A 21,619-nucleotide genomic window follows, 5' to 3' on the forward strand; every position below is an offset into this window, starting at 1 on the left:
TTAGACTGCGATAAGGAGACTTAAGAGATGAGATTCGTAACGATCAGGGAAGACCGCGAGCTCGCGTTAGGCGTTCTCAGAGGAGAAGAAATCGTACACATGCGCAAAGCGCTCGAAGCCGTGCCGGCACAAGGCGTGCCTGCCGACGTCATGGACTTGATCCGCGGAGGAAAAGAAGCCGTCGCCGCGGTCGAACGTTATATCGTGCGTATTCCGGCGGGGCCGCAAGCTTACCTGCTGCAGGAAAGCGACGTTCGATTCGGCCCGTGCGTGACGAATCCGGGCAAGATCATCTGCATCGGCTTGAACTATCGCAAGCATGCCGAGGAATCGAACGCGCCGATTCCCGAATATCCGATATTGTTCAATAAGTTCGGCAACACGCTCGCTGCGCATGGCGACGATATCCCGCTCGCCAACCGGGTGACGAGCGAGGTCGATTACGAAGCGGAGCTCGCCATCGTCATCGGCCGGGACGCCAAATACGTCGGCAAAGACGAAGCGCTGGACTACGTGTTCGGCTACTGCTGCGTGAACGATCTGTCGGCGAGAGATTTGCAGATGCGCACGCACCAATGGCTGCTCGGCAAATCGCTCGACAAATTCAGCCCGCTCGGCCCGTACCTGGTCACGGCCGAAGAAGTCGGCGATCCGAACGCGCTTGCCATGCGATCCATCGTGAACGGAGAAGTGCGGCAAAACTCAAACACCTCGGACATGATCTTCCCTTGCGACGAGATCGTCAGCTATGTATCCCAGCATATGACCTTGTATCCCGGGGACGTGATTCTGACGGGAACCCCGGAAGGCGTCGTCCTCGGCCTTCCCAAAGAAGAGCGCGTGTACTTGAAGCATGGCGATATCGTCACGATCGAGATCGAAAAGCTGGGCTCGCTCACGAACCGGATGGTGGACGAATAAGCGACGCGCTATTTGAAAGGTAGGATAACGCAAACGGGATGAAGCAGAGGAATTCCCAGCTTCATCCCGTTTTTGCTTGTTGTTTTTCATCGTGAGACCCGCGGTACTAACAGCGGCATTCTCGCAGCACGGACCACGCCCTCTCACACGCTGATCACGCAATTCGCAAAATAGCGCAAAATTGCGCTATTCTCGTACCCAAGGCCCCCGCCCACTCCACCGCCGCTCTTGCAATTCGCATAATAGCGCAAAATTGCGCTATTCTCGTACCCACGGCCCCCGTCCACCTACCCGCCTTTCACGCGATACTCAAGAATAGCGCAAAATTGCGTTATTCTCGTAACGCAGCCCGCTCGCCTGCCCTCTCTTCCCTCATACACGAGAGCAGGTTGCCGAAAAACAAAGGAGCCGCCCCGTAAGTCAGCTCATGACTTATGGAACAGCTTCTTTACAGGACGCTGCCGACAATCGACAAGAGGCACTACATAAAGCCTCTCAGCGAAACGGCGGCTTCCGCCGATGCGAAGTATTCTTTAATACACTCGCTTCTCTCACAAGTCCTTTTTGTTCACGACGTTCGGAATCGCCCTTCCCTCGAGGAAGTCGACGATGCGAGTCGAAGTCAGATTCCGCAGCCGCGCTTCGGATTGCTCGGAGTACCAGGCGATATGGTTGGTGACGATCGCTTTCGGATGATGCAGCAGCGGATGATCGTCGGCCGGCGGCTCTTCCGTCAAGACGTCCAGGCCCGCAAAGGAAATATCCCCTCGGTTCAACGCATCCAGCAAGTCGCCTTCATGTACGAGCGGCCCGCGCGAGACATTGATCAGCACGGGCTTCTTGTTCATTTTCGCGATGCTTTGCCGGTTGACGATGTGCTTCGTTTCTTCCACGTACGGGCAGTGCAGCGAGATCAGATCGGACTGCGCGAGCAATTCGTCCAGCGTTACGAGCTCGACGCCGTCAGGGACGTTGGCCTTGCTCAAGTACGGATCGCTCACGATAATCCGGCAACCGAAGCCTTGCATGCGGGCGATGACCTGGGCCCCGATCCGTCCCATTCCGATCAATCCGAGCGTCTGCTCCGACAACGAGAAAATCGGTTTAAGCTCGGGCATCCGCGTCCACTGGCCCCCGCGAACGAGCGTCGAAGCGGGGAACAGCTTGCGGTGCGACGCGAGCAGCAGGCTGACGGCGTGAACGGCCACTTCCTCCAGGCAATAGTCCGGCACGTTCATGACCGTGATGCCGCGCTTGCTCGCGGCCTGCACCGGGATGCTGTCCAGGCCGATGCCTTCACGGGCGATCAGCTTCAGGCTCGGCATCCGGTCGAGCAGCGCTTCCGTCACTTGCTGCAGCTGGACGACCAGTACCTCGGCATCCTTGACCGTATCCGGCAAATCCGCCGTCGCCACGCCGTCGTAAACGTCCACTTCGTAGCCGGCTTGACGCAGGATATTTTCCTCGATCGTATAATCGACGGTCGAAAAATTGACCAAAGCTATTCTATTCATCCGTAGTTGCCGGTCCTTTCCCGCTTATTCTCTTTTCCGCGCCAAGCCCTTTAAATTCGTGACAAAGCCCGCTCTACGTCCTCCAGCAAATCTTCCGCGTCCTCCAGACCGATGGATAACCGCACCAGCTTATCCACCCTGCTCTCGTACTCGGTCCCGGCGACCGCGTCCCGCTGCCAGCCGATCGCCGTCGCGTAGACGAGGCTCTCGAAGCCTCCCCAGCTGACGCCGATCTTGAACCATTGCAGGCTATCTATGAACTTGCGCACAGCCGGTTCTCCCCCGCGCAGCTCGAAGCTGAGCAGCCCCGTCGGCCCGCTCATCTGGGAGACGGCAAGCTCATGCTGGGGATGGCCGGGCAGCAGCGGGTAGTTCACCCGTTCCACCTCGGGGTGGCTGTTCAGCAGCGCAGCTACGCGCATGGCCGATTCGCCGTGCTGCTTCATCCGCAGTCCGAACGTGCGAAGACCCCGCGTGGCGAGCCAGGCGTCAAAAGGGGGGGCAGCGCGCCTCCGATCACGCCGATCTCGATGGCGGTCAGCTTCCGAATCGTATCCTGGCTGGAGACGACGACGCCGCCGGTCAAGTCGCTGTGACCCGACAAATACTTGGATAACGAATGGACGACGACGTCGAAGCCCCAATCCAGGGGCTTGAGCGTCGCCGGGGTCGCGCAGGTATTGTCGATGACGGACACCAAGCCATGCGCTTTGGCGATGGCGATCGCGCCGCGAAGATCGAAGACGTCCATGAACATCGTAGAGTAACCTTCCGTATACAGCATGCGGGTGTTCGGCTTCACGGCGCCGCGAATGTTGTCCAGGTCGCGGAAGTCGACGAAATCGCAGGTCACGCCATAACGCGCCATCCATCCGGACAGCATGGCGTAGGTGCCGCCGTAGATCGGGTAGCTGCAGATCACATGATCGCCCTGCTTCAAAAAATGGAGCAGCGTCGTAGAGACAGCCGCCATGCCGGACGCGAACACTTTCGCGGCTTCCCCGTTATCGAGCGCCGCCAGCTTTTTTTTCGAGCATGTCCGTCGTCGGATTACCCATGCGCGAATAACGGTACGGCGCGTCCGACTGCTTCATCTCGTCAAACGAATTCGCCGTAAACAATGAATTCAAAAATAAAGGAGGCACGACCGCCCCATGAAAGGTTTCTTCGCCGAAATGGGCAAGCATCGTCTGCATGCGCATGGGACTTCACTCCGATTGATGTAATGGTATGCCGCCGGATCTGCCGATCTTCGGGACAAGACGGTTGGAAAGGCGCTATCCGCCGAAAGGCACCGTTGCATAACCTTGGGTAGCGGTCTTGAAGCGAAATACGCCGCCGGCGTGCGGCTCGTCGGCCAATTGCCGCTCGCTGAGGCCTTGCCTGGCCGTCGTGATGTACAATTCGTCCAGACGCTCGCCGCCGAACGCGCAGGAGGTCACGTGCGAAGCGTCGACGAGGACGGTCTGGAGGCGCGCGCCGGTCGCGGGATTGCAGCGAATGACCTTGCCTCCGCCCCAGATCGCGATCCAAAGCATGCCCTCCCGGTCGATGGCCATGCCGTCCGGGAGCCCCTCGTCGTCGCCGAACCGGACAGCCGTCCTTGGCGCCGTCAAGCTTCCCGTTCCGAGATCGTAGTCGAACGCGACGACTTCCCGGGTCGTCGAATCGATGTAGTACATCGTCCGGTTATCCGCGCTCCAGGCTAGGCCGTTGGAGATCGTGACGTCCGTCAGCACCCGGCGGCAGCCGAGATCCGCTTCCAGGCAATAGAGGGCGCCGGACGGGCCCTCCTCTTTTTCGTCCATCGTCCCCGCCCAGAAACGCCCCGCGGCGTCGCATTTGCCGTCGTTGAACCGGTTGCCGGGCAGATGCGTCTCGATCTCGACGATCGGCGCGGCCGCTTGCGAGACCGGGTCGTACCTGTAGAAGCCTTCCCGCATCGCGCAAATAAAGCCGCCCGTACGCGCGGGAACGAATGCGCCGACTTCTTGCGTCATACTGACGCTTCGGTGCTCCCCGATTCCGGGGCCAGCCGATGGATTTTCTTATCCGTAATGTCGGTCCAATAAAGCCAACCGTTGTCCGAATCCCACCAGGGCCCTTCTCCTAGCGTATTTCGCGCATCGTACAATAGCTCCGCCCGATCCGTCATCGTTCCCGCCTCCCGTTTCTCCCTTAATGAAGGTCGTATGGCTTTGCAGGTATGCCTTTTCAGATATGGCTTTGCAGAATCCCTCGAAGCAGCGGCGTCAAGCCGTCCGCGATCCGCATATGGCCCAGGTCGGTCGGATGAACGCCGTCAACGGTGCATTCGTTCCAGATCTCGCCCAGCAGGTCGGCTCCGTCGTGGAAATGAATGAAGCGATCGCCCTGACGCCGCAAGGATGCCACCAGCTCCCTCTGATAATCCCTTCTGACGACGCGGTCCTCATAGGAAGCCGTATTCGTATGCTCATAGCCGTAGGGAATCCGCGACAGCACGAGAATCGGCACTTCGGCGTGCTTGCCGCGGAGGATGCGCAGAAACTCGGGCATCGTGCGGATGAGGTCGTCCGCATGCACGTTGTTGGCGTCGTAATCCACGACGATTAAAGACGTGTCATCAATGTCGCCGATCATGCGCGCGATCTCCGGATCGCCTTTGCCGTTGCCGGAAAAGCCCAGGTTGATGAATTCCATGTCGAAGCGGCGGCTCAGTATGTTCGTAAACGACATGCCCGGACGCGACGCGCAGCCGCCCTGCGTAATCGACGTTCCGTACAGGACGACCTTGCGCTGCGTCGGATAAGCCGGAAATTCGAAAATGCCGGCCTCCGCGTTCATGCCGATCTGCACGTCGCGCACGCCCTGGAACAACGGGAAATTCAGCGTTACATAACGAATTTCAGGCTGCAGGTTGTCGAAAAAAACGTATTCGTATTCGGCTGCGTCATGCGCAAACCGGGTCGTCCCGTAATAAAGCTGCGCGCCCGGCTTGCCCAAATAACAGTCAAAGCCGTTGACCGCCGTCGCGGTCACATGCTCGGCGGTGTTCGGCGCGAACAGCTTGGCCTTGATGACCAGCCGGGTGGCGTCGGTCGCAAAGCGAATCTGTCCGCCCGACGTGTTGTCCGCCAATTCGTCCAGAATCTCGCGAATGACGCCGGGCCCGACGGTGGGCAGGCGACGATACTTTCGCTCCGTCTGCCACCATGCGAACCCGGCGATTTGGAAGGGGGCGCAGTCTGGCGAATGCCATCGCAGCGCCTTCGTATCGCTAGTCGATCCGTTCATATCCCCCAGCCTCCTTATCCTCCGGTAACAGTGCCGGTTGAAATCGCTTTGTCCGCCAGCTTCTTGTTGGATACGGCAACGCCGATGACGATCAGCGCGCCGCCCGCGATCTGCGTCAGCCGAATCGGATCGCCGAGCGCGGCATAGGCCACAAGAATCGCCACGAATGGCGGGATGTTCATGAACATCGCGCTCGTCGAAGCGCCGGCCACGGAGATGCCCTGGTTCCACCACAAGCCGGCCAGGCCTTGCGCGATTAATGCGACGAAGACGAGCATCGCCCAGGTAAAAGGGCTGCCTCCGGCATGCTGCTGGCCCTGCGCCCACTCGACCCCCGCGGCCGGGAACAACAGCGCCGTACCGATGAGCGTCGAATAGATCGTTACGTCGATGGACTTCATCGTTTCGGTCGCCTTCCGGATCAGCAGTACGCTTACGGCCAGCGTCAGCATCGCGAGCAAAATGAAAAAGTCTCCGCGCGAGACGCCAGTGACTTTGCCGCCGTTAAGCACGATGGCCGCGACGCCGACGAGCGCCGTCAGCGCACCGCCTACTTTAAAGCCCGTCACCTTTTCCTTAAGAAAAACCCGTGCCAAAAACGTCGTGGCGATCGGGGACAGGGCGATGATCAAGGCCGCATTTCCCGCGCTGGTGTGCGTCAGTCCGATGAAATAGAAGATCTGGTACATCAGGGAGCTGGTCAATCCGACCAACGCGAGCCACATCCATTCACGCTTGGTCGGCTTCTTCACCGTCCGACTCATCCATCCTACGCATAACAGAAACAGCGAGGTGACCACGAGCCTGGACAAAGCCAGCAGGATCGGCGAAAACTCCCGCAGCAGGTAAGCGCTTGCCACATAGTTGCAGCCCCACAAGACGGAGACGGCCAGCAATTTTAAAATGACGGGGCGAACCACTTACAAAAGCTGCCCGATGCGCGGCTGGAACTGCGGATCCTGCGGATCGTAGAACACCATTTCCCGCTCGAAGTTCTCGCCGAAGCGGTCGAGCTTCGTGATGTCCAGATCGATGCCGAAGCCCGGACGGTCCGGCACGGCGATGGCGCCGTTGTTGAAGACGAGCTCCTCGCGAAGCAGATCGCCCTTCATGAACTTCAGATGCGTGTCGTTCGCGAACGGGAAGTTCCGCGAAGAAGCGACCATGTGTACGTTGCCGAGCGTGCCGATGCCGGTCTCGGCCCAACTGCCCGTCACGCACCAGATGCCCGCGTGGTTGGCCAGATCGACGATCTGCTTGGCTTTGAGGATGCCGCCCGCTTCGGACGGGTACACCAGGAAACAGGCGCAAGCGCGCTTATCGATCAGCCGCAGCGCATCTTCGTAGGTGGCACAGCCTTCGTCGGCGATGATCGGCACGTCGACGGCGCGGGCGACGGCGGCCATGCCGTCCACGTCGTCATACCGCGTCGGCTGCTCGACCATCTGCAGATCGTACTTCTCCATCTTGCGGATTGCCTTGATCGCGGTCGGCACGCTCCAGTTCTGATTGGCGTCGATGCGGATCTTCATCTTCGGCCCGACCGCTTCGCGCACGGCCTTGACGCGCTGCGTATCGAGGTCGATGTCGCGACCGACCTTCAGCTTCAGTTCGGTATAACCCGCGGCGGCGAACTTGCGCGCTTCCTCGGCGTTGTTCTCCGGCTTGTCGATGAAAATGTAACCGGAGAAGGCGACCTCCTGCTTCACCTTGCCGCCCAGCAGGTTGTAGACGGGCGTGTTCAGAATTTTGCCGCGCAAGTCCAGCAGCGCCATCTCTACGCCCGCCATGCCGTAGTAGCCGATCTGCTTCCAGTTGACGCAGTACTCTTCCAGGCGATGAAGAATCGACTCCAGCTCCATCGGATCGCGGCCGATCAAGAACGGGGCGAACTCCTTGTCCACGACCGTCTGAATGACGGGGATCGTCGGTCCGACCGATTCGCCGATGCCGATCAGGCCCTCGTCCGTCTCGATCTGCACGATGAGCGAAGGCGCGCTGTACCGGGTGCCGCCCGACCATTTTTCGCCTTTGTGAAACGGAATTTTGATCATCTTGGTATGGATCGCCGTTATTTTCATGGCAGCTCAGTTCCTCCTAGAACTTGTGAATGACTGACGATGATCTTGACCGCTTCATCCGGCTCGCTTCGGGCGAATGCGATCGCCTTATCCAATTCCTCGAACGGATAGCGCTGCGTGATGAGCGGCTTCACCCTTACGCCGCCCGAAGCCATCAATTCGAGCACGCGCGGCCACACCTGCGGCGCGTTGGTCGAGCCGGCCAGCGTCAGCTCCTTCAGCACGACCGATTGGATGTCCGCCTGGATGGGATGGCCGGGCAGCCCGAACAGCAGCAGCTGGCCGCCCCGCTTCAGCAGCTCGATGCCGAGCTTGAGCGACGCTTCGTTGCCCGCCGCATCGATCGCGATATCCTGCGTCTCCGGCGCTGTCGCGTCCGAGGCCGTATCTGCCGACCGCAAATTGACGGTGACGTCCGCCCCGAGCCGGCGCCCGAGTTCAAGCCGTCCTTCCCGCATGCCGAACAAGCTGACTTTGCTCGCGCCGGCTGCTTTTAACAGCTGCACGTAATATAAGCCCGTCGGACCGTCTCCGATGACGGCGGCATGGCATCCCAGGCGAATATCGAGTTTATCGATGCCGCCCAGGCAGCAGTGCAGCGTCTCCGCCTGCGTGGCCTCCTCGAAGCTGACGGCATCCGGCAGGCGGTACAAGTTCGCCGCCGGCACGACGAGATATTCCTGCCAGCCTCCGGGGAAGTGCAGCCCGATCTCGCCGGACCGCGCGCAGCGATGCTTGTTGCCGTTCAGGCATTCGCGGCAGACGCCGCAGCCGATCAGCGGATCGATGCAGACGCGGTCTCCCGGCGCCCACCCGTCTACGCCGGGACCGATCCGCTCGACGACGCCGGCCAGCTCGTGGCCAAGCGGGAGCGGCGGTTCGCCGAAGCCGGCATGGCCGCTCATGATATGCAGGTCGGTCCCGCAAATGCCGATCGACGCGATGCGGATCTCCGCCTCGCCCTGGTCCGGCTGCTCGCGCTCGGCTGCGCCAGACGTCACTTCGTTCAACCCCGTCCATTGCCATATCCGTTTTTGCATGGTCAACCTCCGAGTTCGACTTGGGAATCGTATTCGGTCCACTTGCCCTCGGCGTCGATCGTCGCGAAGGACAATGGCTTTAAGCAAACGGCTAACGCGTTGCCCGCCAGCGTCACCGTGCCGCGGTTTTCGGTCTCCAGCAGGTTGTATAAAAGGACTGTCCCGATCGCTTCGAGCCAGATCAAGCCGATGCCGCTTCCCTCGACGACCCGGGGAAAAAGCCAACCGTCCGTGCCTATGCGCCGTTGAAGCAAATAGACATCGTCATCGGTAGGCCGCGTCGTCGCTTCATGCGCCCAAAGCGTCAGATTGGCCGCCTCCGGCATCAGCCGATCCAGCGCCGCCTTGTTTTTTTCCGTGGCCGTCCGGTCGAACAGCACCTGCCGATAGGCGGGCAGCCTTTGTTCCCATTGCGCCGTCAGCTCATAATCGCCGATGAACAGAAGCAGCTGGCCGCCTTCGCCGTCCTGATCCGCCCGGACCGGCTTGACCGGCAGCCCGGCGAGCACCGGCAGGCCGGTCGGGACGATCGGCTCCGCGCAGGCGCCGTGCGTGCCGTAGGCCAGATGCACGGGATAGCTTCTCTTTAAGCCTGCGGTCGTCCGGTCCAGGGCGCGCAACGCCGGGAGCGCTTCCGCGATCGCCTTCCAATAGCTTTCTTCCAGCACCCACGTCCCGCTCATGAAGAGAACGTTCTCGAGTCCGGATGCGATGGCCATTTTCGCTTTGTACACCAAGTTGTGTTCCTTGAGGGAGCGAGGCGGGAAAATGGTCGATTCGCTGTAGGCGAGCTTATTATCCAGGAAGTTCAGATGATAGGCGATCCCCAGCATTTCTTCCGCTTTGGCGTACGGCTTCGTAAAGCTCCCGTCGTTGAATTGCAGCTCGCCGACCCGGAACAGGGCGTCCGGAATCCGCTTGCGAATGGCGGGAATGTCGATCCCATGCCGCTCGTCGCCGAAGTGCATGACCATGATGCCGGCCTGAACGCCTTGTCGGTCTGTCGCTTCCATGACAGCCGTAACCTTGTCGCATTGGAAGGCCACCCAATCCTTCGCCAATTCCGGGTTGACCTTCTTCGTCAGCTGCGCCATGAGCGACTCTCTCGTTTCCGAGCGATTATACTTCCCGTTGAATTCCGACAGGCACGCATCGCAATAGCACCCTTCGATAAACGCGTTGAAGTTGCCGACGCGCAGGTCGTCGTCCAGGAATACTTCACTGAAGCCCGCCTCGCGCAGCAGCCTGGCGGCCTTGGCGTTGTCCTCAATCAGGCAGCGGTCGATCGCTCCGCAGAAATACACCGTCTCTCCCAGATTGTCCACCCGGTAATGCCAGGTTTTCGGAATCTCCAGGTCTAGGTCGGGATCGTCCGGATTAAGCGCGTTGCCCGGGTGACCGATCGGGATCGTGACCGCGCCGACCTCGAAGCCGTGCGATTCGGCGAATGCCTTCGCTTCCTTCAGTTCATCCAGATCGACCATTTTGCCAGAGAAAAATCCGGCGATCCAAATTTTCTGAATGCCGGCTTCTTTCATCTGTTCGACTAACGCGTCCCTCGCCGCCCGATCGATCAGCGGCTCATGAGCCATGCTGTATTGCAGCTTCATATTCGGCAGCCCTCCATCATTACGGAAGTAATTTGAAGTTCGGCATATAGCCGTGGATCCGGAAAGCCCTAAAGCCTTCGGCGTAAACGAACCCGGCTTGCAGCCCTCTGAATTTGTCGGTGATCTCCAAAATGTCGAGCAAGCCGTGGGTCTGATACACGTCCATCCAGGCGTATTGGCTCTTGTGCAGGGCCAAAGCTTCTTTTTTCAACTCGAATACGTCGGTAATGTCCACGTACGCTTCCGGCTCGAAGCCAATGCCGACCGGCGTCGCGTAAAAGAAGAGGGAAGGATTTTTGGCGATCGGCGGTTCGTCCGCAGGAATCAGCTTGCCTGGAATCGACAGGATGACTTCGCTTACGATTTTTCCGGTGACGGCATGATCCGTGCTCGGATCTCCGGGATAGTTCGCCAGGATCACGTCCGGATTCGCCCAGCGGATCGCGTTGATGACCGCGCGTCTCGTCTCTGGCGTGTCCTGCAAGCCCTGGTCGTCAAACCTCAGGAACTTCACCTCCGCGCCCAAGAGCGTCGCCGCCTCCTGCTGTTCCTGCTCCCTCACCTTCGCGATTTCTTCCCGGGTGTCGTATTCGTTGGAGCCGATGTTGCCGCTTGTCGTGAGCGCGATGAAAATGCGGTGTCCCTGCTGCTTGTATTTCAGCAGCGTGCCTGCGCAAAATACTTCGATATCGTCCGGATGCGCGCCGATCGCCAAAATGTTCATGCCGAATCCTCTCCTCTTCGCATTTGAAATGATCGTTGCCAGGGTCATTGCGATCTAGCCTTTGACGGCGCCGGCGGTAATGCCGGACACCATGTACTTCTGCGCGAACATGAACAGGATCAAACACGGAATGATGCCCACCAGAATGTCCGCGAACACCAGGTTCCAGCTCTGGCTGTACTTCCCGAAGAAGGAGTAAATGCTGAGCGGCAGCGGATATTGCGTCGATTTGGAGAAGTACAGGTAATAAGCGACGTTGTTCCAGACGGCAATGAAGACGAATATCGATACCGTAATGGTTACGGGCTTTAACAGCGGAAAAACGATCCTGAAATACAGCTGATAAGGATTGCTGCCGTCGATAATCGCGGCTTCGTCGATCTCGCGCGGAATCGTCTTGATGAACCCTGTGAAGAGAAAAATGCCGAAGGGGAGCGTGGCGGTCACGAACAGCATGACCAAACCGATATAGGTGTTGTTCAAGTGAAGAATGCGCATTTCCAGATAGATCGGGATGATCGAACCCGGAACGATCAAGCCCGCGATAAAGTAGTTGTAAAAGAAGGTCGAAATCTTCCGTTTGATTCTTGCCAGATAAAAGGAGCACATCGAGGCGACGACGACGTTGGATACGACCGTGATCAAGCCCAGCAGCAGGCCGTTATACAAGCCTCTTAAAATGCCGGACTCTCTGAACACGACTGCGTAATTGTCCCACACCGGCTTGGACGGCAGCCCTAAGCCCATGAGGCCGGCTCCCGTGGAATCCTTCAGCGAGTTGGAGAACACCATCCAGATCGGGATCAAATAACAAAGGGCGACGACGATCATCAAAATCTCCAGAATCGCCCGAGTCGGCGTAAGCCTCCATCTCCTAAGCAGCTGCATTAGTATTCGACCTCCATTTTCCTGAACAAGCCAAGCAGCGTGAAGCTGGAGATACTAACCACAACCGTGAAGACAAGGCCCGCTGCCGCCGCGTAGCCGTACAAGCCCTGCGAGAAGTTGGCGAAAATGAAAGTGCCGAACACCTCGGTCGCTCCGTTCGGTCCGCCGTTGGTCAGGCCGTATACTTCGCCGAACACGTTCAGGCCGGATATGAGCACGAGCAAAGTGTTGATGGTGAGCGCATGCATCGTTAAAGGCAGCGTGATATAACGAAATTTTTTGAGCCCGCCGGCGCCGTCGATCGTCGCCGATTCGTAGAAGTCCGCGGACACGGATTGCAGGCCTGCGAGGAAGATCACGACGGTCGACCCCAAGCCGACCCATACGCCCATAATGATGACGGCGTACAGCGCGATTTTCGGTTCCGTCAGCCAGTTTTGCGCGAGCGATCCGAGGCCGATTTTTCTGAGGAACGCGTTGATGGGACCGTAAGTCGGATTATAGAGAGCACTGAACACCAGGGAGATGACGAGCGGGTTGATCACGACCGGCGAGAAGATGATGACCCGGTACGCGTTTTTGAACTTCACCTGATTGTTCAGAATGATGGCGAGTCCGTAACCGAGCGCGATAACGAATATCGTGTGCAAAACGGTGTAAAGCAGCGTGTGCCTGATCGCTGCGAGGAACCCGGTGGATTCGAACAAATCCTTGAAATTTTGCAGGCCGACATACGTCGGCTTCAAGAGGTAAAACGTCGACCAATCCGTAAATGCGGCCGCTAGCCCCACAAAACTCGGAACGACCGAAAACACGGTGTAGAGGATGACCGCGGGAACGATAAAAAAAGATCGGATAATTTCGCAAGATCATTTTGGGAACCATGGCAACCCCCTTTCTTAAAAGGGATAATCCCCTGAATGGCTCATCGGATTATCCCTTTTACGGCTAATTAGAAACCTTCTGTTTTGGCGGCTTTGTTCACCTTGGCGTAATCCTTGTACCAATCGTCAAGCGCTTGCGCAGGCGCCTTGCCCGCCATCATGTCGTTCACGTGCTTGTTGAAGTCGCCCAGCTGGAAGTTGGGGTCCAGGTAACCGAGCAGGAACGGCGCCGCTGGAATGTTGTTCGCGGCGATCATGTCCGCCATCGATTGCTGGAAGTGATTCAGGCCGACCGTGAAGTCCTTGTACGGGGAGATGCCCGAACCCGGCGTGCCGTCCTTGGTGTTCAGCAAAATAAAGTTGTCCTTTTGCGTCGCGAAGTTGATGAAGTCGTTCGCTTCGGCCTTGTGCTTCGCGTTGACGGGAATCGACATCGCGGCCTCGTCCGTCGGCGGGAACGTAGCGGCGATATAATCGTCGCCGAGCGTGAACGGCATGTAGCCGAGCTTTTCCGCTTTTGCCGCGTCTTCCTTTTCAAAATCGCCGTAAGTGACGTCCGGATAAAATTCCATGGCGATCGTGCCGTCGAGCAGTCCCTTTTGGATAATCGGCTGGTCAGAGGACAAGTAGTCCTTCGCGATATACTTTTTCAAGCTCACGTAACGGTTCACCATCTCAAGATATTCAGGCGAATCGGCCGGTTTGAGCTTGTTCGTCGAGATCTGCTTCGCGAGCTCCGGATTTTTCGCGAACACGTAAGCGCCGCCGACCAGGTAGGGCTGGTTGGCCGTCCAGGTCGATTTGCCCGCGAGTCCGAGCGGGGTGACGCCCATCGCGAGCAATTTATCGGCTGCCGCGATGAATTCTTGATACGTCTTCAGCGGCACTTTAATGCCGGCCTTATCGAACACTTCCGTGTTGTAAATGATACCGTAGAAGCTATGCGGAGCGACCGGCGCTTGATAGAATTTGCCGTCGATCGTCGTGACGGCCGCGACCGTCGGGTCGATGCGATCCAGGATCGGGCCGGTGATCGGCTCCAGGAAATTGGCGGGAATATAGTTAAAGCCTTTATTGTGGAACAGCAGGTCCGGCGCGTCGTTCGTCGACATCTTGGTTTTCATGACGTTGAGGTATTGATCGTCCGGCACGACTTCCTGCTTGATCTTGTTGCCGGTAGCGGCCTCATAGGCTGTGAGCATATCCTGAACCCCGGAGCCGGCCATCCAGGAGGTCGGGCCCATGAACGTCAATTCTACGGGATCCTTGGCAGGCGCTGCCGATTCCGATGCCGCAGCCGAACCAGCCGGAGCCGAGCCGCTCGGAGAAGCGCTTTCACCGGCCGCATTATTGTTGTTATTTCCTCCGCATGCCGCCAGCGTGGTGGATAACGCTAGAATGAGACCAAGCGAGACCGATAACTTTCGTTTGTTTGCCATCGACTTTTAACCCCCATTTTTTTGTAGTGAACGTTAGTACCTTGTTCCTTCAGTCTTCGGCTTAACGTCCCCGCGAGGCGCTCCTTCCCGGCTCAATCCATCCGGCTTGCCGATCGCTCCTTCATTTTACTGTCCTAACATTCCCTTGATATATAGAAAAACGTACGGGCCCTTCTTGAATATTGAACGCAAGTTTGTATGCGAATCGCGATCAACCGCACGCAAAACGGTAACTGCCCGATCCGACTTCCAGCATCCAATAGCGCCCGTCTTCTCCGACGATCCGGACGCCTTCCGCCGCATCCGCCGCGCGGCCGCCCTCCGTCAGCTTCCCGCTTCCCGCCTTGGGCACGTAGACGAAGGCCGTCGTGTTGACCGGCACCGTCACCTCGTGGACGAGCCCCTCGGCCGTCGATTGCCACGCCGATCCGATCCGCCCCCGGACCGTCTCGATCGCGCCGCCGGCGAACGTCATATCGCCCAAGAGATACGGTTTGATGACGCTGGTCTTATAGCCGTCGGACGTCGTCTTGATGCCGGCCAGATGCTTGAAGAACCAGTCGTCGATCGTGCCGAGGAAATAGTGGTCGTAGGAGCGCGTCTTCGACTCCCACGCTTCCCAGAAGGAGGTCCCGCCTTCCGCCAGGCAATAGCCCCAGCTCGGGAACGTCTCCTTCGTCGCGAGCGTATACGCGACATCGCCCCGTCCATGCTCGGTCAGCACCGGCGCCAAATACTTCGTGCCGAAGCAGCCCGTGTCCAGATGCCCGTCCTTGTCCTCCATGATGTCGCGCGCCAGGCGATCGACGACGCGGCCGATCTCGCCTTCCGGCGCGATGCCGAACGCCACCGGGAGCACGTTGGACGTCTGCCGGTAGCCGGCCTCGATCTCCGTGTGATATTCGGCGTCTTCCCGCGCATAGAACCTTTCGTTAACGACGTTCGCCAGACGCGCTTGCGCATCCGCATAATAAGCGGCGTCCTCCGCCTTGCCCAGCACGCCGGCGATTCGCGACATCAGGGAGCAGCTGTAGCAGACGTATGCCGTCGCCAGCAGCGTGCCGCCTTCCGGCCCGATGAACGGACCCGGCACGGCCCAATCCGCATAGCTCTCGTCGGAGCTCACGCCGTCCTTCAGCCGGCTCAGCTCGTACTGCATGTAATGCTTCATGCCGTCGTAATGCTTGCGAAGCGTCTCCTTGTCGCCGTAATACTCGTACAACGTCCACGGCACGATGACGAAGGCGCTCATCCAGGCGGGCGTTGGCGTCAGGTACAGGAAAGGCCCCGGGCACGTATGGGCCACTTCGCCTGCCGGCTGCTGCGAGTCGGCGATGTCCTGCGTCCACTTGGCGAAAAACGCGGACATATCGAAGTTCATCGAAGCGCACTCCGCGATTACTTGCCCGTCGCCCGTCCAGCCCCGCTTCTCATGGAACGGCGTGTCCGTCGGGATGCTGTGGAAATTGTTGAGCATCGTATTTTTCATAGCCTCATGAATCCGGTTGAACAAATCGTTAGAGCTGTCGAAGGCGCCAATCGTATCCAGATCGTTATGGAAAACGCGCGCTTCGACGGATGCCGGCTTCGCGGCGCTCTCAATCTGGATGTAGCGGAAGCCTTTGTAGCTGAATTTCGGCTCCCAGGTCTCGATGCCCTCGCCCTTGGCGATATACACGTCCTCCTGCGGATTTTCCCAGAACTGATGGTCGTAGCCTTCCTTCCATATATCGAGCGAGCCGTTCTCGCGGAGAATCTCCCCGTAGACGAGCTTCACGCTTGTGCCTCTCGGCGCCTGCACCGTCAGCTTCGCCCAGCCCGTCGTGATGAGACCGGCATCGTAGACGTAGACGTTCGGCATCGGACTCGACAGATATTCGCAGGAGATCGTCTCTACGACGCGAATCGGGGGGACGAAGGCGGACTCGACGCTGCCCTCGTACGGCGCCATCGTGGCTGCGGCCGTCCAGTCGTCGTCCGCGTAGCCGGCGAGCTGCCAGCCGTCGCGTTCGAGCCGGGCATCGTATTTATCGCCGTACCAGATATTGTCGTCGACCGTCGGTCCGTCCTTCGTTCGCCACGAGCCGTCGGTGACGATCGTCTCGCTCGTGCCGTCCGCGTATTCGATTCGCAGCTGCGCCAGCACCTTCGGCTCGATCGTGCCCGTGGCGGGATCCGGCCGGCTGAAGTTGTCGCCGATCCAATCTTTGCCGTAGGCATAATGGCCGCGCCCGAGCTCGAACGCGATGCAATTCAGCCCCTCGTTCAACAACTCCGTGCCGTCGAACGTAATCGCGTACGTCCGCTTGGGGAATTGCGTATAATCCGGCTGAAGCAGCCCGTCACCGAGCCGCCGCCCGTTCAGATGCGCCTCGAAGTAGCCGAGACAGGCGACATGCAGCCTGGCGGACTTCACCGACTGCTTCGCCTGGAACTCCTTGCGGATCAACGGCGCGGAGCCGCGACGGCGAATGGCGCCCCATGGCGCGTCGCCATACGACGCGATCGTCCGCGACATGCCCCAGGCGGCATCGTCGTGATCGGCAAGCTTCCAGTCCGGCGCCGTCACGTCCGTCGCGTCCGCCTCGGCCGTTACGCGCCATGTCTCGTCCGTCAGGATCGTCTCGACCGAGCCGTCGTCGTAGCCAAGCTCGAACTTGCCGATGATACCCGCTTCGCGCGACTCGGCATGCTCCACGATCCATGACAAGACGTTGTCTCCGCCTCTTAGTTTGGCGGTAAAGTCGATATAGACGAACGGGGACGTCCAATCCTGCTTCCAGCGCGTATTGAGCTTCGCGATCGTGCTTCCGTTCGCGAAGACGGTGAACTTCGATCCGCCCGTGCCATGGAACAACGCGCAGCGAACCGTCTTGCCCTCCGGCACCTGGAAGGTCTTGCGGAAATGAACGAGGCGCGGCGAATGGCCGGCAGCTTTATCGGCAGTGCTGTCGGCAGTACGATCGGCAGCGCCGTCTGCAGCGTCATCGGCAGCTCCTTCGGCCGTTTTGCCGGCGGTAGCGCCGCTCCCCGGCAGATCGAGGGAATGCCACGCCCACTTGGCTCCCGCCAGCGGATTGCGCCCCGTATCGCCGCCGATCCATTCGGCTGCCCACTCTTCGGGACGGAGCAGTCCCGTCTCGAACCACGCTGGCGCGCTCCATTCGGAAGCTCTGCCGTCTTTGTCCCACGCCATCGCCTTCCAGTAATAGCGGGTTTCCGACACCAGAGGCTCGCCCGCGTAGCGGATCTGCAGCGTCTCGTCGGATTCGACCTTGCCGCTGTCCCAGCATTCGCCCGCTTCGCGGCCAAGCCGCTCTTCGTCGCGGCCGACGACGATCCGGTAGGCGGTTTGCCGCTCGGCGCGCCGATCCGATGCCAGCTTCCAGCCGAACAAAGGCTGCGTGCTGCCGATACCAAGCGGATGGACGGTATTTTCCGTCTTCAATTCGTAAAGCGCCAGCTTGTCGCTCATTCGGTTCACCCCGCGAATCGTATTATTGCGTATAGAAGATCCGGCTTTGCCAGACGCCGACATTGTCTACGGACAGCGTCGGCTGCCGCCCTTCGCCGGCCGGCGCGCCGCCTTGCCGATGCTTGACGCTCGTGCCGCCTTGCAGCAGCTCATAGATGTCCTTGCCGGCAGCCTGCGGATAACCCAGCTTGACCTCGAACGGCCCGGTCTCGTCGTACGAAGCGTTCAGCAGCAGGATCAGCCAGCCGCTCTCGTCCGCCGCATATTTGGCGAACGGAACGACCCGCAGCGTTTTGTCGATGAAGGCGGGAAGACGGCCGCCGCACAGCCATTCGCCGATTCGGAGCAGCTGCTTCCGCTTGAAGCCCGAGTGGATCATCTGCCACGGCGCATACCCTTGAACGGCGACCCTGCCGCCCCATTCGTTCTCGTATACGGTCGACACGGGACCCAGCTCGTCTTTCGTATAGCTCGCGAGCCTGCTGAGCACCCTCGTCTTGTCGCTTGTCGGCTTCAGCTCGTATGCGATGCCTTTCTTCATCGAGAACCTGACGTCGCGCTGTTCGCCGGCGTCGTCTCCGTTCAGCGGGTCGCCCGTCAACACCTCGGTGACGCCGTTGTCGTACGTCCGCACGATCTCTGCGCCGCAATATTCGCCAAGTCCCCTGGCCGTCAGAATCTCCAGCGATTTGCCGTCCATCAATACGCCGCCGCGGAGCATTTCCCGCAGCTCCTCGGTCGTGTAGCCTTCCGCCGCGTTCTCGCTCAGTATCGTGCCGCGGGCCTCCGCCGCGTTCATGGACAGCGGAAAGCCGATCTCGCTGAGCGTATAGAAGTTCAGGCTGTTATCGACGGACAGGCTGTCGAACCAATTGCCGTTGTCCACCGTTCTTCTCGCCTCGTGAAGAGGGGACAATGCCGGATACATGCCGCCCGTCCCGTATGCGCCCGCGATCCGTTCGATTTCGGCCCAGCGGGGCCGGATCGCCTCGATCGCGTCCATCAGCTCGTGGTATTCCTCCAGCGAGCCCAGCTCTCCCCTCAGCGCGTCGAAGGCGACGCCGTTGCACCCCGATACGATGGCGGCCGTGCATTCCTCGAGCGTGATGCGAACCGACTTGGACAAACGATGAAAGGGGAAATTCTCGAGCTCATACTGGATGTCATTTACGAATTCCGGGTAGTGCGCGATCTGCCGGTTGATCTCATGCGCCTTGCGCACGAGTCCGAACGGCTTGGCATCGTCGAAGAAACCGCCGCCCGGCCTGGCTCTGCCAGCCTTCAGCGCCGAGAACCAGCTCGGATAGTCCACGCCCGTATACGTCGAGATGCCGAGACTGACCGTCATCAGGCCGAGCTCGATCTTGTCGTCCACGCGATGCACCGCTTCTTCGATATGCGCGAGCAGCCGTTCGATCGACACGGCGTTTTGCCGTACCCACCGTTCCCGCGCCTCGCCGCCGTCCGGGGCGTTCAATACGTCGACCAATTGCTCGCGCGCATACGACGTGCCATGCTTCCGGTTATAGATATCGATGCATACGGGGCAGAAGCAAGCATAATCGGTCGAACCGAGACCGAACATGCGAATGTCGTCGTCGACCCAGACGAACGACGGCCCGGCTTCCGCGACGAGCGTATACTTGCGGGCGATATATTCGCGGAAGGGTTCCGAATTCGGGCAAAAGGTGCTTTTGGAGGTCAACCCGTCCCGACCGACGGTCCCCTGGAACGGGATCGCGGGCAGCCAGTCCCACGCTTCGTCGAAGTGGCCGAGCGTCGCCAGCATGTTGATGCCAACGTTATGGAAGCCGCTCGCGCGCAGCCGCGTCAGCCGATCCTTCATGATGCGGCACAGCTCGCCGAACCAGTCGAGCGGGTTATAGCCTTGATGCCAATACTCGGTGAATAACATAATTTCGTCGACGGCGTTGCGATGCTTCATTAAAAAAGTCGAGCAATTCCCTGAATCTTTTCTCCGATTCGTATCGGGGGAACGAGAATGCGGAAGCTGAGCTTCATCGGGGATACCGCCTTTTTTAAAATGGTTTGGATTCATTGTAGAACCGCTTCCATCCGCGAGGAATAGAAAATCGTCCTGCCGCATCTTCAAATATGAACGGTTTTAAAGCATGCGAAAACGGCCCCGGACGATAGCGATCGATCATTCAGAGCCGTTCGCAAAGCGGTTGGATTCGGCTATTCGCCGGGCCGGTTCAAGCTTTCGCGGTACCTCGTCGGACTCATCTCGGTGACCGTCTTGAACACGTGGCTGAAATAGTTCTGATCCGTATAGCCGACGATCTCGGCGATTTCCTTGTTCAGCATTTTCGGATAGTCGCGCATCAGGTCCTGGGCGATCTTCATCCGAAGCGAGGTTAAGTATTCGACGTAGGATTTATGGCTGTAATCGCGAAACAGGTTGCAGATGACCGTCCGGGAAACATGGAAATGGTCCGTTAGCGTCTGCAGCGAGAGCGGTTGGCCGATATTGGAGGAGATGTACATTTCGATCTTGTCGAACAATTGCCTGGCGTCTCCGTCCCCGGCGCCCTCGCCCGCGAACCGGAATGCGCTGGCCAGCATCGTGAAGAACGCTTCCTTCAGTTCGCCGAACGTGCGGCACGTGTCGACGAGCTCCTCGATTCGCGTCTCCAGCGTTTTGAACTGCGATACCGACGAGGTGCGGTATTGCTGCTCGAACAAGTGAACGATCCGCTTGAGATGGATCTCCACGATCATGCTCGTGCAGTCTTGCCGTTCCCAGCTGTCGAACAAGTCCGAGATCGAACGCTTCAAGCCCGGCACGTCCCGCTTCTGCAGCAGCAGGACGAACCGCTTCTCGTCCGTCGCGGAGAACGGCGCGGCCGGCTCCGCGAACTCGGCTTCCAGGGCGACCGCGCGGGGCTTGCCGATGACGATCCGTTCGGACAGCGCCATGAAGAGCCGCTTGTGCAAGGCGCGGATCTCTTCGAGTCGTTCGAACGGGTCGCTATAGACGACGGTAGGGAGGACGCCGTCGCGCGCGCAGCACCGCTGGGTCGCCTGGAGCAGCGGCGGGAATCGGCCCGGATTCAGGTCGAACAAGCCGAAGATCAGCAGGATCGACTTGCGGTCGTCCGACGGCAGGAACCAGCATTGCTCCCGCTTTTCCATCTGCTCGCTTAGCTCGCGGCGCATCGGCTCAAAGTTAACATCGCGCTTCGGCATCAGCAGTCTGACGTCGTACAGCGCTTCGACGTTCTGGATGAGCAGCATCCGATAGCCCTTGAAAGGAAAGATCGCCTGAACGGCGCCGTTCTCGAGCACGCCTTCAAGGGCCCCGCTCAGGATCCCGTGCAGGATCTCCTTCGATCTGTTGTAGCTATGGTTCCGGTTCATGTCCAGCAGCTTGAGCAGGACTTCCCGCAGCGCCGCCGTATCGACCGGCTTGAGCAAATATTCGACCACGTTCGCCTTCATCGCTTCGCGCGCGTATTCGAACATCGGGTAGGCGCTGATGACGACGACGTGAACGGAAGGAGAGCGGACCTGAATCGCCTTGGCCAGCTCGATGCCGTTCACGGCGGACATCTGGATATCGGTGAACACCGTGTCCGGATTCGTCAGCGGCATTTGCTCCAGCGCGGATTGTCCGCTGTAGCATTCGGAGACGATCTCGAAGACGGTGCCGAGCTGTTCGCTAAGCTGCAGGATGCGCGCTCTGAGCTTTTCGATGGAGAACGGATCGTCGTCTACCAGCATGATGCGCATGTGCATCCCTCCTA

18 protein-coding genes and 1 pseudogene are annotated in these 21,619 nt (G+C 59.3%); 2 read left to right on the top strand and 17 right to left on the bottom strand.

Going from position 1 to position 21,619, the window contains the following annotated elements:
- The first annotated feature begins 27 nt into the window (after positions 1 to 27).
- Positions 28 to 921: a fumarylacetoacetate hydrolase family protein gene (locus OMP38_RS13165; RefSeq protein WP_277565568.1), complete on the top strand. Its 894-nt coding sequence runs from the start codon at positions 28 to 30 to the stop codon at positions 919 to 921.
- Between the two features lie 551 nt (positions 922 to 1,472).
- Here OMP38_RS13165 and OMP38_RS13170 read toward each other — a convergent pair.
- The 14 genes and pseudogenes from OMP38_RS13170 to OMP38_RS13240 all read right to left on the bottom strand — a co-directional run bounded on the left by OMP38_RS13170 (position 1,473) and on the right by OMP38_RS13240 (position 14,182).
- Positions 1,473 to 2,435, bottom strand: coding sequence for a C-terminal binding protein (locus OMP38_RS13170; protein WP_277565569.1), 963 nt, complete (start codon positions 2,433 to 2,435; stop codon positions 1,473 to 1,475).
- Between the two features lie 50 nt (positions 2,436 to 2,485).
- Positions 2,486 to 2,881 carry a PLP-dependent transferase gene (locus OMP38_RS13175; RefSeq protein ID WP_277565570.1) on the bottom strand — a complete coding sequence of 132 codons (396 nt, stop codon included), beginning with the start codon at positions 2,879 to 2,881 and terminating at the stop codon, positions 2,486 to 2,488.
- Positions 2,878 to 3,423, bottom strand: a complete 546-nt coding sequence (locus tag OMP38_RS13180) for a PLP-dependent transferase (protein WP_277565571.1) — start codon at positions 3,421 to 3,423, stop codon at positions 2,878 to 2,880. Before OMP38_RS13180 ends, OMP38_RS13175 begins: the two co-directional genes overlap by 4 nt.
- A 16-nt stretch (positions 3,424 to 3,439) precedes the next feature.
- On the bottom strand, positions 3,440 to 3,637 hold the full coding sequence (locus OMP38_RS13185) for a PLP-dependent transferase (protein WP_277565572.1): 198 nt from the start codon (positions 3,635 to 3,637) through the stop codon (positions 3,440 to 3,442).
- A gap of 75 nt (positions 3,638 to 3,712) precedes the next feature.
- Positions 3,713 to 4,590: pseudogene (locus OMP38_RS13190) on the bottom strand (SMP-30/gluconolactonase/LRE family protein).
- Between the two features lie 59 nt (positions 4,591 to 4,649).
- Positions 4,650 to 5,711, bottom strand: a complete 1,062-nt coding sequence (locus tag OMP38_RS13200; RefSeq protein ID WP_277565575.1) for an SGNH/GDSL hydrolase family protein — start codon at positions 5,709 to 5,711, stop codon at positions 4,650 to 4,652.
- 14 nt (positions 5,712 to 5,725) lie between these two features.
- Positions 5,726 to 6,631 carry a DMT family transporter gene (locus OMP38_RS13205; RefSeq protein WP_277565576.1) on the bottom strand — a complete coding sequence of 302 codons (906 nt, stop codon included), beginning with the start codon at positions 6,629 to 6,631 and terminating at the stop codon, positions 5,726 to 5,728.
- Entirely contained in the window at positions 6,632 to 7,792 is a 1,161-nt protein-coding gene (locus OMP38_RS13210; RefSeq protein ID WP_277565577.1) for a mandelate racemase/muconate lactonizing enzyme family protein, read from the bottom strand.
- Positions 7,789 to 8,832 (bottom strand): zinc-dependent alcohol dehydrogenase, encoded by a 1,044-nt coding sequence (locus OMP38_RS13215; protein WP_277565578.1) that lies wholly within the window; start codon positions 8,830 to 8,832, stop codon positions 7,789 to 7,791. The genes OMP38_RS13210 and OMP38_RS13215 overlap by 4 nt, the downstream gene beginning before the upstream one ends.
- A 2-nt stretch (positions 8,833 to 8,834) precedes the next feature.
- On the bottom strand, positions 8,835 to 10,442 hold the full coding sequence (locus tag OMP38_RS13220; RefSeq protein WP_277565579.1) for a hypothetical protein: 1,608 nt from the start codon (positions 10,440 to 10,442) through the stop codon (positions 8,835 to 8,837).
- 19 nt (positions 10,443 to 10,461) lie between these two features.
- Positions 10,462 to 11,166: a PIG-L deacetylase family protein gene (locus tag OMP38_RS13225; protein WP_277565580.1), complete on the bottom strand. Its 705-nt coding sequence runs from the start codon at positions 11,164 to 11,166 to the stop codon at positions 10,462 to 10,464.
- 54 nt (positions 11,167 to 11,220) lie between these two features.
- Positions 11,221 to 12,054, bottom strand: coding sequence for a carbohydrate ABC transporter permease (locus OMP38_RS13230; RefSeq protein WP_277565581.1), 834 nt, complete (start codon positions 12,052 to 12,054; stop codon positions 11,221 to 11,223).
- Positions 12,054 to 12,800 carry a carbohydrate ABC transporter permease gene (locus OMP38_RS13235; RefSeq protein ID WP_277565582.1) on the bottom strand — a complete coding sequence of 249 codons (747 nt, stop codon included), beginning with the start codon at positions 12,798 to 12,800 and terminating at the stop codon, positions 12,054 to 12,056. Before OMP38_RS13235 ends, OMP38_RS13230 begins: the two co-directional genes overlap by 1 nt.
- A 206-nt stretch (positions 12,801 to 13,006) precedes the next feature.
- A complete protein-coding gene (locus OMP38_RS13240) occupies positions 13,007 to 14,182 on the bottom strand; it encodes an ABC transporter substrate-binding protein (RefSeq protein ID WP_277566806.1) in 1,176 nt (391 codons plus the stop codon).
- Between OMP38_RS13240 and OMP38_RS13245 the strand changes: the two genes are divergently transcribed.
- Complete coding sequence (locus tag OMP38_RS13245) at positions 14,181 to 14,387, top strand: hypothetical protein (protein WP_277565583.1); 207 nt, start codon at positions 14,181 to 14,183, stop codon at positions 14,385 to 14,387. The genes OMP38_RS13240 and OMP38_RS13245 overlap by 2 nt on opposite strands.
- 201 nt (positions 14,388 to 14,588) lie before the next feature.
- Here OMP38_RS13245 and OMP38_RS13250 read toward each other — a convergent pair whose 3' ends face one another.
- The 3 genes from OMP38_RS13250 to OMP38_RS13260 all read right to left on the bottom strand — a co-directional run bounded on the left by OMP38_RS13250 (position 14,589) and on the right by OMP38_RS13260 (position 21,605).
- Positions 14,589 to 17,852 (bottom strand): alpha-L-rhamnosidase, encoded by a 3,264-nt coding sequence (locus tag OMP38_RS13250; protein ID WP_277565584.1) that lies wholly within the window; start codon positions 17,850 to 17,852, stop codon positions 14,589 to 14,591.
- Between the two features lie 22 nt (positions 17,853 to 17,874).
- On the bottom strand, positions 17,875 to 19,797 hold the full coding sequence (locus tag OMP38_RS13255; protein ID WP_277565585.1) for a hypothetical protein: 1,923 nt from the start codon (positions 19,795 to 19,797) through the stop codon (positions 17,875 to 17,877).
- A 254-nt stretch (positions 19,798 to 20,051) separates the two neighbouring features.
- The gene (locus OMP38_RS13260; protein WP_277565586.1) at positions 20,052 to 21,605 is read right to left on the bottom strand and encodes a response regulator transcription factor; all 1,554 of its coding nucleotides are present in this window, start codon (positions 21,603 to 21,605) and stop codon (positions 20,052 to 20,054) included.
- Between the last annotated feature and the right edge of the window lie 14 nt (positions 21,606 to 21,619).

The organism is Cohnella ginsengisoli (genome assembly GCF_029525555.1).
In the GTDB taxonomy this organism is placed as follows: Bacteria; Bacillota; Bacilli; order Paenibacillales; family Paenibacillaceae; genus Cohnella; species Cohnella ginsengisoli.

What these genes read in the sequence shown, in the direction of transcription:
- OMP38_RS13170 (WP_277565569.1), bottom strand. Translation starts at nt 2,435, where the DNA reads ATGAATAGAATAGCTTTGGTCAATTTTTCGACCGTCGATTATACGATC.
- OMP38_RS13240 (WP_277566806.1), bottom strand. Translation starts at nt 14,182, where the DNA reads ATGGGCCCGACCTCCTGGATGGCCGGCTCCGGGGTTCAGGATATGCTC.
- OMP38_RS13215 (WP_277565578.1), bottom strand. Translation starts at nt 8,832, where the DNA reads ATGCAAAAACGGATATGGCAATGGACGGGGTTGAACGAAGTGACGTCT.
- OMP38_RS13165 (WP_277565568.1), top strand. Translation starts at nt 28, where the DNA reads ATGAGATTCGTAACGATCAGGGAAGACCGCGAGCTCGCGTTAGGCGTT.
- OMP38_RS13260 (WP_277565586.1), bottom strand. Translation starts at nt 21,605, where the DNA reads ATGCGCATCATGCTGGTAGACGACGATCCGTTCTCCATCGAAAAGCTC.
- OMP38_RS13250 (WP_277565584.1), bottom strand. Translation starts at nt 17,852, where the DNA reads ATGAGCGACAAGCTGGCGCTTTACGAATTGAAGACGGAAAATACCGTC.
- OMP38_RS13175 (WP_277565570.1), bottom strand. Translation starts at nt 2,881, where the DNA reads ATGAAGCAGCACGGCGAATCGGCCATGCGCGTAGCTGCGCTGCTGAAC.
- OMP38_RS13185 (WP_277565572.1), bottom strand. Translation starts at nt 3,637, where the DNA reads ATGCGCATGCAGACGATGCTTGCCCATTTCGGCGAAGAAACCTTTCAT.
- OMP38_RS13220 (WP_277565579.1), bottom strand. Translation starts at nt 10,442, where the DNA reads ATGAAGCTGCAATACAGCATGGCTCATGAGCCGCTGATCGATCGGGCG.
- OMP38_RS13245 (WP_277565583.1), top strand. Translation starts at nt 14,181, where the DNA reads ATGAACGTCAATTCTACGGGATCCTTGGCAGGCGCTGCCGATTCCGAT.
- OMP38_RS13230 (WP_277565581.1), bottom strand. Translation starts at nt 12,054, where the DNA reads ATGCAGCTGCTTAGGAGATGGAGGCTTACGCCGACTCGGGCGATTCTG.
- OMP38_RS13225 (WP_277565580.1), bottom strand. Translation starts at nt 11,166, where the DNA reads ATGAACATTTTGGCGATCGGCGCGCATCCGGACGATATCGAAGTATTT.
- OMP38_RS13210 (WP_277565577.1), bottom strand. Translation starts at nt 7,792, where the DNA reads ATGAAAATAACGGCGATCCATACCAAGATGATCAAAATTCCGTTTCAC.
- OMP38_RS13200 (WP_277565575.1), bottom strand. Translation starts at nt 5,711, where the DNA reads ATGAACGGATCGACTAGCGATACGAAGGCGCTGCGATGGCATTCGCCA.
- OMP38_RS13255 (WP_277565585.1), bottom strand. Translation starts at nt 19,797, where the DNA reads ATGAAGCATCGCAACGCCGTCGACGAAATTATGTTATTCACCGAGTAT.